The following is a 12,285-nucleotide window of genomic DNA, read 5'->3' on the forward strand; positions in this document are numbered from 1 at the left end:
GGGAGGACAGAGAAATCGGGCGGTGGCTGGCCCTGAGGATTGGGCAGCTGTTTCCTGCATTACCTAGGTGAAGCTTTCGCGGGCACGCCCGCTCCCACAGCACTCTACCTGTGGGAGCGGGCGTGCCCGCGAAGAGGCCCTGTCAGGCAACTGGAGATGTGGCGACCATCGACGGCCGCTTGGCCACTTCGGCATACCAGGCAGCCAGGCCTGGCTGGCGTTCACGCCAACCAAACTCCGGCTGACGCAAATCCAGATACCCCAGCGCACAGGCCACGCCAATCGCCGCCAGGTCGAACCCGGACATCAGCTCGGGCAGGTGCTCCTGCTCCAGGTTGGCCAGGCTACGGCGGATCTTGTCGCTCTGCGCCTGCAACCAGCCATCCCAGCGTTTGTCCTCTGGCCGCAAGAAACTTTCATAGCGCGACGACACCGCCGCATCCATGATCGCATCGGCCTGCGACACCAGGGTCATGCGCCGCCAGCGCGCCGAGCCTTCACGGGGCAGCAGTGGCAGGCCGACGTGTTGCAGGTCGAGGTACTCGCAGATCACCCGGCTGTCATGCAGCACGGTGCCGTCGTCCAGGCGCAGGGCCGGGATCTTGCCGATCGGGTTGTCCTGGTTGAGCTGCGGGTCGCCACTCACCGGGCTGATGTTTACCGCTTGCAGCTTTACCCGCTCAAGCTGCGAGGTCTCGTGCAGCACCACCATGACCTTGCGCACAAAAGGTGACAAGGGCGAGTGGAACAGGGTCATCGTGGTCATGGTTCAGTTGCCTTGCAGGCTGGGTGGCAGGCATACACCGGTGCCGCCGATGCCGCAGTAACCGTCCGGGTTCTTGGCCAGGTACTGCTGGTGGTACGCCTCGGCGAAATACACGGTCGGTGCCTGGTCGATTTCGGTGGTGATTTCACCAAAGCCGGCTTTGGTCAGTTCGGCCTGGTAGGCGTCGCGGCTGGCCTTGGCCTGTTCCAGCTGTTCAGGGCTGGTGCAGTAGATGGCCGAGCGATACTGGGTGCCGACGTCGTTGCCCTGGCGCATGCCTTGGGTGGGGTTGTGCAGTTCCCAGAACATCGCCAGCAACTCGCGGTAGCTGACCTTGTCTTTGTCGAACACCACCAGCACCACTTCGGTGTGGCCGGTCAGGCCCGAGCAGACTTCTTCGTAGGTAGGGTGCGGGGTGAAACCGCCGGCGTAGCCGACCACGGTGCTGACCACGCCTTCGCGCTGCCAGAAGCGCCGCTCCGCGCCCCAGAAGCAACCCAGGCCGAAGATGGCGAAGTCGATGGCGCCTTCAAAGAAGGGGCCGAGCAGCGGGGTGCCTTCGAACACGTAGTGGAACTCGGGCAGGCTCATTGGCGTTTCGCGGCCAGGCAGGGCCTGCTCCGCAGTTGGCATGACGTTTTTGTTCACCAGGATTTCCGAACGCAGGACCATGGCCGTTCCTCTGTGTTTATTCAGTGGGATAGGTGTTTGGGCATTCGCGGGCAGGCCCGCTCCCACAGGTACAGCACAGGTTCCAACGATTGTGGTGTTCCTGTGGGAGCGGGCGCGCCCGCGAAAGGGCCCGAATGGGTCCTATAGTGCCCGAGGTTTGAGCTGCTGTCAGGCCACTGGTCCGCGCGGATAACGCTTCAGCCGTTCGGCCAGCTCGCGCCCAGGGATCGGCCGGTCGAACAGGTAGCCCTGGCCCACGTCGCAGCGGTGCCGGCGCAGGAACGCCAGTTGCTCCGGCGTCTCGATACCCTCGGCCACCACCTTCAGCTTGAGGTTGTGGGCCATGGCCACCACCGCCGAGGTGATTTCCATGTCGTCCTGGTTATCCGGGATTTCGTTGATGAAGCTACGGTCGATCTTGAGGATGTCGATCGGAAACTTCTTCAGGTAGCTCAGCGATGAATAACCGGTACCGAAGTCGTCCATGGCAAGGGTCAGCCCCAAGGCCTTCAGCTCGTCCAGCTGGCGGTGCGTGTCTTCGCTGGCTTCCAGCAGCAGGCCTTCGGTCAGCTCCAGCTCCAGCAAGTGCGGGGGCAGGGCTTCTTCCTTGAGGATGCTGCTGATTGATGCCACCAGGTCCGGGTCGGAGAACTGCTTGGGCGACAGGTTGATGGCCACGTGCAGGTTGCCCAGGCCGGCCTCACGCAGTTGCTTGCTCATGCGGCACGACTGGCGGACCACCCACTTGCCGATGGGTATGATCAGGCCGGTTTCCTCGGCCACGCTGATGAACTGGTCCGGGCGGATCATGCCGCGCTCGGGGTGGTTCCAGCGCAACAACGCTTCCAGCCCCAGCAGGCGGCCGCTGCGCAGGCAGATCTTGGGCTGGTAGAACACCTCCAGCTCGTTCTGGGTCAGGGCGCGGCGCAGGTTGTTCTCGACGAACAGCTTGTAGCTGGCCTCGGCGTTGAGCACTTCAGTAAACACCTGCACCTGGTGCTTGCCGTTGGCCTTGGCCTTGTGTAGCGCAAGGCCTGCGTTCTTCATCAGGCTGGCCGGGTCGGTGCCATGCAGCGGCGCGCAGGCCAGGCCTACCGAGGCGGTGACGTTGATCAGCTGGTTGTCGACGAACATGGGTTTGTCGAGTGTGCTCAGCAACTGCAAGGCAACGCCCTGGCCATCTTGCAGGCTGGTGTCGTCGAGCAGCACGGCGAACTCGTTACTGGCAAAGCGCGCCAGGATGCCACCGCTGTGCAGGCTGTTGCGCAGGCGCCGGGCCAGGCTGATCAGCAGCTTGTCGCCGGTCTGGTGGCCGAGGCTGTCGTTGATGCGCTTGAAGTTGTCGATGTCCACCAGCAGCAGGCACATCGCGCTTTCGCCATCACGGACAAAGCGCTCGTCCAGGCTGCGGATGAACGCCGGGCGGTTGCCCAGGTTGGTCAGGTTGTCGGTGTAGGCCAGGCGCTCGATGCGCTGCTGGGCCAGCTTGGTCTGGGTGACGTCTTCGTAGATGCCGATGTAATGGGTCAGCTCACGATTGTCGCCGTACACCTTGGAAATCGACAGTTGGCCCCAGTAGGGCTCCAGGTTCTTGCGCCGGCTCTTGAACTCACCCTGCCAGCTATTGCCCATGGCCAGGCTGGAGGGCGAGTCGAACAGCAGTTCGCTCAGGTTTTCCAGTGCAGGCAGTTCGCCCAGGTGGCGGCCTTGCACTTCGTCAGTGCTGTACTGGGTGATGGCGGTGAAGCTCGGGTTCACGTATTCCACCCGGCCATCACGATTGACCAGCAGGAAGGCGCTGGCGCTTTGCTCCACTGCACGCTGGAACAAGTGCAATGCGCTGGCGGCAGCGCGCCGGTTGTGGTTGGTGATGACCTGGGCGAACTGGTCGGCCAGCTCCCCGGCAAAGGCGATTTCGTCCGATTGCCAGGCCCGTGGTTGGCCGCTCTGCTCCAGGCACAGCACGCCGACCACCTGGCCATCAACGCGGATACTGGCATCGAGCATGGCCTTGTTTTCCGGGCGCAGGCTTTGCGTCAGGGCGCGGGTGCGTGGGTCGTGGCCGGCGTTGTGGGCGTCGATGGCGCGGCTGGCGTGCAGCGCCTCGAGGTAGTCGGGGAAGCGGCTGGCATCGATAGCTTCAGGCTGGCGATGCTCCTGTGCGTCACGGTACCAGGCGGTGATCGGTTCCAGGCGCTGGTCGTCCAGGTGCCAGATGCTGGCGCTGTCGACCTTGTAGATTTCGCAGGCGCTTTGGGTGATCAGCTGGGCGGCTTCCAGCAGGGAGTTCTCGGCGCTGTAGCGCTGACGCGCCAGGCGCAGGATGAGGTCCTGCTGACCGCGTACGCGCTCCAGGTGTTCCAGTTGTTCTTGCTGGGCACGCTGGTTCAGTTGCAGGGCCAGTTGCAGGCGGTTGTTGCGCGACTCCAGGTCGCTGGCGCTCTCGCCAGGGTCGTCGGGCTGGTCGTCGAGCACGCTCATGTAGCCGCGCAACAGCTGGCGGTTGTGCTGCTTGTAGGCTTCACCGGTCTCCAGCAGGCGCAGCAACTTGCCTGGCGTGTGCAGGGAGTAGCGCACGCGGTAGTAGCCGCGCTGGGCCAGTTGCAGCTGGATCTCGTCGTGCAGCCGGTAACGGGCCTCGGGTTCCATCAGGCTGGCGTACGGCGCGTCCACCAGGGCACACAGGTCGGCGGCGTGCAGGCCAAAATGGCGCTCGCAGGCCGGGTCCAGATAGAGCATGGCCCAGGTGGCTTCGTTGAGCCTTTCGAAACGCAGCATACCGAGCCGCGAGGGCACGGGTAACGGCGTGACGACCTCGGCCGCCACACGGCTGGCGGCATCGGTTTGGCTTTTCATCGAAGACTCGCTTGAACAGGGAGCGCGGCCATGTAGCGGCAGCGGATTCGGCAAGGTTGCATCATGTCCCGAGGGCTGGCAAGCGGCCATGCTTGATGCTGTGGACAGGTTATCGGCGGGTGGGGCGGAAAACTTAGATCGCCTTGGGGTTTTTGCCGCCTGGGAGATCGAGCGCCGCGCGGGCGGCGCTCGATCTCCCAGGCGCCGAATACTTTCGCCGGACAAAAAAAGCCCCGCCAATTGACGGGGTTGAGGTACGAGCGTGGCAGCTCGAAAAGGGTACCGCCCCTCCGGGGAGGGGCAGCGGGCTGCCTTACAGCAGCATGGTGCGGATATCGCCCAGCACGTCGCCCAGACGCTTGGTGAAGCGCGCGGCGGCAGCGCCGTTGATCACACGGTGATCGTAGGACAGCGACAGCGGCAGCATCAGCTTCGGCTGGAAGGCCTTGCCATCCCACACTGGCTGCATGGTCGCCTTCGAGACGCCCAGAATAGCCACTTCCGGCGCGTTGACGATCGGCGTGAAGCCGGTGCCGCCAATGTGGCCGAGGCTGGAGATGGTGAAGCAGGCACCTTGCATGTCGTCGGCCGACAGCTTTTTGGTGCGCGCCTTCTCGGCCAGTGCAGCGGCTTCGGCAGCCAGTTGCAGCAGGCTCTTCTGGTCGACGTTTTTGATCACAGGGACCAGCAGGCCGTCCGGGGTGTCCACGGCGAAGCCGATGTGCACGTATTTCTTGCGGATGATGGCTTTGCCGCTTGGTGCCAGCGAGCTGTTGAAGTCCGGCAGTTCCTTGAGCAGGAAGGCGCAGGCCTTGAGCAGCAGTGGCAGCACGGTCAGCTTCACGCCAGCTTTTTCGGCCACGGCCTTCTGTGCAACGCGGAAGGCTTCCAGCTCGGTGATGTCGGCGGAGTCGAACTGGGTAACGTGCGGTACGTTCAGCCAGCTGCGGTGCAGGTTGGCGGCACCGACCTGCATCAGGCGGGTCAGGGCCACTTCTTCCACTTCACCGAACTTGCTGAAGTCCACTGCAGGGATCGGCGGGATGCCAGCGCCACCGGTTGCACCGGCGGCAGCCGGGGCTTCCTTGGCCTTTTGCATCATCGCCTTGACGTAAACCTGCACGTCTTCTTTCAGGATGCGGCCGTGCGGGCCGGTCGCAGCAACTGCGCCCAGCTCGACACCGAATTCACGGGCCAGCTGACGAACAGCCGGGCCTGCGTGAACCTTGGCGTTGTTGCCAGCAGCCGGTGCGGTAGCAGCCGGTGCAGGGGCAGCAGCAGGGGCAGCAGCTGCAGGCGCGGCGGCCGGAGCAGCCTCGGCCTTGGCTGGCGCCGGGGCAGCAGCTGGGGCCGGGGCAGCAGCCGGGGCAGCGCCCGCCACTTTCAGCTTGAAGATCAGGTCGCCAGTGCCGACTTCGTCTTCCAGCTTGCACAGTACTTCTTCGACCACGCCAGCGGCAGGCGACGGGATCTCCATGGAGGCCTTGTCGGATTCCAAGGTGATCAGCGACTGGTCGGCTTCGACGGTGTCGCCGACCTTGACCAGCACTTCGATGATCTTGGCCTTGCCCGACGAACCGATATCCGGCACGTGGATGTCCTGCACGCTGGCAGCAGCCGGGGCTGCGGCCGGAGCAGCAGGAGCGGCCTCAGCGGCAGGCGCTGGCGCAGCTGCCGGGGCAGCGGCCGCGGCCGGAGCCTCAGGCGCCGCAGCAGCGGCACCCTCAGCTTCCAGCACCAGCAGCTCGTCGCCTTCTTTCAGGCGGTCGCCCAGCTTGACCTTCAGTTCCTTGATGACGCCGGCCTTGGGAGCCGGGATCTCCATGGAGGCCTTGTCGGACTCCAGGGTCAGCAGGCTCTGGTCAGCCTCGATACGGTCACCGACCTTGACGAACAGCTCGATGATTTCACCTTCACCGCTGCCGATGTCAGGTACGCGAATGAGTTCGCTCACTTAAAAATACTCCTCAGCAGTCCAGTGGGTTGCGCTTGTCCGGGTCGATGCCGAACTTGACGATGGCGTCAGCCACAACCTTGGGTTCGATCTCGCCACGGTCAGCCAGGGCTTCCAGGGCAGCCAGTACCACGAAGTGGCGGTCGACTTCAAAGAAGTGACGCAGCTTCTTGCGGCTGTCGCTGCGACCGTAACCGTCGGTACCCAGGACCTTGAACTCTTTGCTCGGCACCCACTGGCGAATCTGCTCGGCGAACAGCTTCATGTAGTCGGTGGAGGCGATGACCGGGCCTTTGCGACCGTTCAGGCACTGCTCGACGTAGGTCTGCTGTGGCTTCTGGCCAGGCTTCAGGCGGTTGGCGCGCTCTACGGCCAGGCCGTCGCGACGCAGTTCGTTGAAGCTGGTGACGCTCCACACGTCGGCACCGACGTTGAACTCTTCACGCAGGATCTTCGCCGCTTCGCGGACTTCGCGCAGGATGGTGCCGGAGCCCATCAGCTGTACGTGGTGCGCGGCTTCGCGGGTATCTTCTTCCAGCAGGTACATACCCTTGATGATGCCTTCCTCGACACCGGCCGGCATGGCTGGCTGCTGGTAGGATTCGTTCATCACGGTGATGTAGTAGAAGATGTCCTGCTGCTCTTCGGTCATCTTCTTCATGCCGTCCTGGATGATCACCGCCAGCTCATAGCCGTAGGTCGGATCGTAGGTGCGGCAGTTCGGGATGGTACCCGCCATCATGTGGCTATGACCGTCTTCGTGCTGCAGGCCTTCACCGTTCAGGGTGGTACGGCCGGCGGTACCGCCGATCAGGAAGCCACGGGTGCGGCTGTCGCCAGCGGCCCAGGCCAGGTCGCCAATGCGCTGGAAGCCGAACATCGAATAGAAGATGTAGAACGGCAGCATCGGCTGGTTGTGGCAGCTGTACGAGGTACCGGCAGCGATGAACGACGACATGGCGCCGGCTTCGTTGATGCCTTCCTCGAGAATCTGGCCCTTCTTGTCTTCGCGGTAGAACATCACCTGGTCTTTATCGACTGGCTCGTAGAGCTGGCCGACCGACGAGTAGATGCCCAACTGGCGGAACATGCCTTCCATACCGAAGGTACGGGCTTCGTCCGGGATGATCGGCACGATGCGCTGGCCGATTTCCTTGTCCTTGACCAGCTGCGCCAGAATACGCACGAAGGCCATGGTGGTGGAGATTTCGCGGTCGCCCGAGCCGTCCAGGATCGCTTTCAGCGTTTCCAGGGATGGGGTCGGTACGCTGAAGCTCTTGGCACGGCGCTGTGGTACGAAGCCACCCAAGGCTGCGCGGCGCTCGGCCAGGTACTTGGCTTCGGCAGAACCTTCTTCCGGCTTGAAGAACGGCAGGTTCTCAAGGTCGGCATCCTTGACCGGGATGTCGAAGCGGTCACGGAAGTGACGCAGGCTCTCAACGTCGACCTTTTTGGTGTTGTGCGCAGTGTTCTTGGCTTCGCCAGCACCGGTGCCGTAACCCTTGATGGTCTTGGCCAGGATGACGGTCGGCTGCTCTTTGTGGTTCACAGCCTGGTGGTACGCCGCGTAGACCTTGTACGGGTCGTGGCCGCCACGGTTGAGCTTCCAGATCTCGTCGTCGGACAGGTCTTCGACCATGGCCTTGAGCTCTGGGGTGTTGAAGAAGTTCTCACGAACGTACGCGCCATCTTTGGCTTTGTAGTTCTGGTACTCGCCGTCGATGACTTCGTCCATGCGGCGCTGCAGGGCACCGTTGGTGTCCTTGGCCAGCAGTGGGTCCCAGAAACGGCCCCAGACCACTTTGTTGACGTTCCAGCCGCCGCCACGGAACACGCCTTCGAGTTCCTGGATGATCTTGCCGTTGCCACGAACCGGGCCGTCGAGGCGCTGCAGGTTGCAGTTGATGACAAAGATCAGGTTGTCCAGTTTCTCGCGGCCGGCCAGGGCGATTGCGCCCAGGGATTCCGGCTCGTCGCACTCGCCGTCACCCATGAAGCACCAGACCTTCTGCTTGCCGGCCGGGATGAAACCACGGGCTTCCAGGTACTTCATGAAGCGCGCCTGGTAGATAGCCTGGATCGGGCCCAGACCCATCGATACGGTCGGGAACTGCCAGAAGTCAGGCATCAGCCATGGGTGCGGGTACGAAGACAGACCGTTGCCGTCGACTTCCTGACGGAAGTTGTTCATCTGGTCTTCGTTGATGCGGCCTTCCATGAAGGCGCGAGCGTAGACGCCCGGCGAAGCGTGGCCCTGGAAGAAGATCAGGTCGCCACCGTGTTCTTCGGTCGGGGCCTGGAAGAAGTAGTTGAAACCGATGTCGTACAGGGTGGCGCTGGAGGCGAAGCTGGAGATGTGTCCGCCCAGGTCCGAGTCTTTCAGGTTGGTGCGCATGACCATGGCCAAGGCGTTCCAACGCACCATCGAGCGAATGCGGCGTTCCATGAACAGGTCGCCAGGCATGCGTGCTTCGTGGGTGACAGGGATGGTGTTGCGGTATGGCGTGGTGATCGCATACGGCAGCTGGGAGCCACTGCGGGTGGCCAGCTCGCCCATACGGGTCATCAGGTAATGAGCGCGGTCTTCGCCTTCTTTGTCGAGGACCGACTCCAGGGCATCCAGCCATTCCTGGGTTTCGATTGGATCGAGGTCTTGCATGGCTTGCTCCAGGGCGGAAAGGCAACCAGAATCGATTGCCTGAGATTGCGACTGGCCTTATGGGCAGACGTCGTGAATTCTTGGATTACCGGGGTGTCATCCGGCGCCGTGTAGTTTTACTACATTTGCTTGCGCATTTCATGCTTTTGCACGACATGAGTAGTAGTAAAACTACATTTCTGCGACGTTTGGTCGCACCTTGGCTTGTGAGGAAAAACGTTCATGGTGGTTGGCATTGTGATGCGAACGGGTACTTCTTGATGTTTGTTGCCAAGTTTTCGTTTTTTTCAGCTATTTCCAACTTTTGTACGACAGTCCAACCGTGGTCCGGCTTCCCCTTGGCCGCTTTTTCCCTTCTATTTCACGCCGATCAAGGATAGACCATGCGCCTGCCTTTGCCGTCCGATCTGCCCGCCACCCTCCAGCCACTGGTCGCTCGCAACCAGCAATTCCTGAGCGATGCAGTGGCCGCTCACCCTGACCTCGACCTGAACGCCTGGAGCACGGTGCACCGGCAACAATTCGATCAGGTTGCTGCCGCCAGCGACTTTGTTCTGGGCCTGGCCCAGCGCGAGCCAGCCATGCTCTTCGATCTGCTGGCCAGTGGCGAGCTGGAGCGGGGTTATGCGCCGGGGCAACTGCGCGGGCAAATCGCGGCGGCTGCCCAGGCTGCGCAAAGCGACGACGAGCTGGCACGTAACCTGCGCCGCGCGCGCAACCGCCAGCAGCTGCGCATCATCTGGCGCGACATCACCCGCCAGGCGGCGCTTGGCGAAACCTGCCGCGACCTGTCTGACCTTGCCGATGCCGCCATCGACGAAGCCTACCAATGGTTGTACCCGCGCCATTGCCAGCAGTTCGGCACCCCCATCGGCAACCGCAGCGGCCAGCCGCAGCACATGGTGGTGCTGGGCATGGGCAAGCTGGGGGCGGTGGAGCTGAACCTGTCGTCGGACATCGACCTGATCTTCGGTTTCCCCGAAGGCGGTGAAACCGAAGGGGTAAAGCGCTCGCTGGAAAACCAGGAGTTCTTCACCCGCCTTGGCCAGCGGCTGATCAAGGCGCTGGACCCGGTGACCGTCGACGGCTTCGTGTTCCGCGTCGACATGCGTCTGCGCCCCTATGGCTCGGCCGGCGCACTGGTGCTCAGCTTCAATGCCCTGGAGCAGTACTACCAGGACCAGGGCCGTGACTGGGAACGCTACGCGATGATCAAGGCACGGGTGGTGGCGGGCGACCAGGCGGCCGGCGCGCAGTTGCAGGAAATGCTGCGGCCGTTCGTGTACCGCCGGTACCTGGATTTTTCCGCAATCGAAGCGCTGCGCACCATGAAGCAGCTGATTCAGCAGGAGGTGCGGCGCAAGGGCATGGCCGACAACATCAAGCTGGGTGCCGGCGGCATCCGCGAAGTGGAGTTTATCGCCCAGGCCTTCCAGCTGATCCACGGCGGGCGCGACCTCAGCCTGCAGCAACGGCCGTTGCTCAAGGTGCTGGCCACCCTCGAGGGGCAGGGTTACCTGCCGCCGGCGGTGGTGGCCGAGCTGCGCGAGGGGTATGAGTTCCTGCGTTATACCGAGCACGCCATCCAGGCCATCGCCGACCGGCAGACGCAAATGTTGCCTGAAGGCGAAACGGACCAGGCGCGGGTGGCTTATATGCTCGGCTTTGCCGACTGGCACAGCTTCCACGACCAGCTGATGTACTGGCGTGGCCGTATCGACTGGCACTTCCGCCAGGTGATCGCCGACCCGGATGACGAAGACGGTGAGGGCGAACTGGTGGTGGGGGGCGAATGGTCGCCGCTATGGGAGCAGGCGCAGGACGAGGAAGCCGCTGGCCGGCAGCTGGAAGAGGCCGGGTTCAAGCAGCCCGTCGAAGCCCTGCGGCGTCTGGCCGGCCTGCGCTCCAGCCCGCAGCTGCGCTCGATGCAGCGTATCGGCCGTGAGCGCCTGGATGCCTTCATCCCACGGCTGCTGGCCCAGGCGGTGGAGCATGACAATCCTGACCTGGTGCTTGAGCGTGTGTTGCCGCTGGTCGAGGCGGTGGCGCGGCGGTCTGCCTACCTGGTACTGCTGACCGAAAACCCCGGCGCTTTGCGCCGTCTGCTGACGTTGTGCGCTGCCAGCCCGTGGATTGCCGAGCAAATTGCGCTGTACCCGCTGTTGCTCGACGAGCTGCTCAATGAAGGCCGCTTGTTCAGCCCGCCACTGGCCCCGGAGCTGGCCAGCGAGTTGCGCGAACGCCTGACGCGCATCCCCGAGGACGACCTGGAGCAGCAGATGGAAGCGCTGCGCCACTTCAAGCTGGCGCACAGCCTGCGTGTGGCTGCTTCGGAAATAAGCGGCAACCTGCCGTTGATGAAAGTCAGCGACTACCTGACCTGGCTGGCCGAGGCCATCCTCGACCAGGTGCTCGCCCTGGCCTGGCGCCAGACCGTGGCCCGCCACGGCCAGCCCAAGCGCAGCGACGGCAGCCTGTGCGACCCAGGGTTCATCATCATTGGTTACGGCAAGGTCGGCGGCCTGGAGCTGGGCCACGGCTCGGACCTGGACCTGGTGTTCATCCACGACGGCGACCCGCAGGCGGAAACCGACGGCACCAAGCCTATCGACAGTGCCCAGTTCTTCACCCGCCTGGGCCAGCGCATCATTCACCTGCTGACCACCCAGACCAACTCGGGCCAGCTGTACGATGTGGACATGCGCCTGCGCCCGTCCGGTGCTGCCGGCCTGCTGGTCAGTTCGCTGGGCGCATTCGAGCGCTATCAGCAGAACGAAGCCTGGACCTGGGAGCATCAGGCCCTGGTGCGGGCCCGCGTGCTGGTGGGTTGCAAGCAGGTGGGCACGGCGTTCGAAGGCGTGCGCGCCAAGGTACTGGGCCAGGCGCGCGACCTGGAAAAACTGCGCACCGAAGTGAGTGAAATGCGCGCCAAGATGCGCGGCAACCTCGGTACCAAGGCCACGGCTGCCGGTACTGCGGCCAACGCCTTCGAGGCCGGTGTGCCCTTCGATATCAAGCAGGATGCCGGCGGTATCGTCGATATCGAATTTATGGTGCAATACGCCGCTTTGGCCTGGTCTCATGACCACCCGGCCATACTCCGATGGACCGATAACATCCGCATTCTGGAAGAGCTGGAGCAGGCGAACCTGATGCCGGCCAGTGACGCGGTGCTGTTGCGTGAAGTGTACAAGGCGTTCCGCTCGGCTTCGCACCGCCAGGCCCTGCAGAAGCAGGCCGGGGTGATCGATGCGACGCAGTTTGCCGATGAACGCCGTGAAGTGCGGCGGATCTGGGGTGAACTGGGGTTGACTTGAGATTGTTGGGGCCGCTTTGCGGCCCATCCGCGGCACAAGGCCGCTCCCACATGGGAATGCG

General features: G+C 63.4%; 6 protein-coding genes. 1 reads left to right on the top strand and 5 read right to left on the bottom strand.

Annotated features, from left to right (window positions below; genetic code table 11):
* Positions 1–142: 142 nt before the first annotated feature.
* From CKW35_RS19355 to aceE, 5 genes are all read right to left on the bottom strand, one after another.
* Entirely contained in the window at positions 143–766 is a 624-nt protein-coding gene (locus tag CKW35_RS19355; RefSeq protein ID WP_016484549.1) for a glutathione S-transferase, read from the bottom strand.
* 3 nt (positions 767–769) lie between these two features.
* The gene (gene msrA, locus CKW35_RS19360; protein WP_016484550.1) at positions 770–1,438 is read right to left on the bottom strand and encodes a peptide-methionine (S)-S-oxide reductase MsrA; all 669 of its coding nucleotides are present in this window, start codon (positions 1,436–1,438) and stop codon (positions 770–772) included.
* Positions 1,439–1,606: 168 nt separating this feature from the next.
* Entirely contained in the window at positions 1,607–4,294 is a 2,688-nt protein-coding gene (locus tag CKW35_RS19365; RefSeq protein WP_016484551.1) for a bifunctional diguanylate cyclase/phosphodiesterase, read from the bottom strand.
* 313 nt (positions 4,295–4,607) lie between these two features.
* Complete coding sequence (gene aceF / locus CKW35_RS19370; RefSeq protein ID WP_016484552.1) at positions 4,608–6,248, bottom strand: dihydrolipoyllysine-residue acetyltransferase; 1,641 nt, start codon at positions 6,246–6,248, stop codon at positions 4,608–4,610.
* A 13-nt stretch (positions 6,249–6,261) separates the two neighbouring features.
* Positions 6,262–8,907, bottom strand: coding sequence for a pyruvate dehydrogenase (acetyl-transferring), homodimeric type (aceE, locus tag CKW35_RS19375; RefSeq protein WP_016484553.1), 2,646 nt, complete (start codon positions 8,905–8,907; stop codon positions 6,262–6,264).
* Between the two features lie 383 nt (positions 8,908–9,290).
* Between aceE and glnE the strand changes: the two genes are divergently transcribed.
* Positions 9,291–12,224 (top strand): bifunctional [glutamate--ammonia ligase]-adenylyl-L-tyrosine phosphorylase/[glutamate--ammonia-ligase] adenylyltransferase, encoded by a 2,934-nt coding sequence (gene glnE, locus CKW35_RS19380; protein WP_095116642.1) that lies wholly within the window; start codon positions 9,291–9,293, stop codon positions 12,222–12,224.
* Positions 12,225–12,285 lie beyond the last annotated feature (61 nt).

Origin of the sequence: Pseudomonas sp. Irchel 3F3, from assembly GCF_900187545.1 — a bacterium.
In the GTDB taxonomy this organism is placed as follows: Bacteria; Pseudomonadota; Gammaproteobacteria; order Pseudomonadales; family Pseudomonadaceae; genus Aquipseudomonas; species Aquipseudomonas fortuita.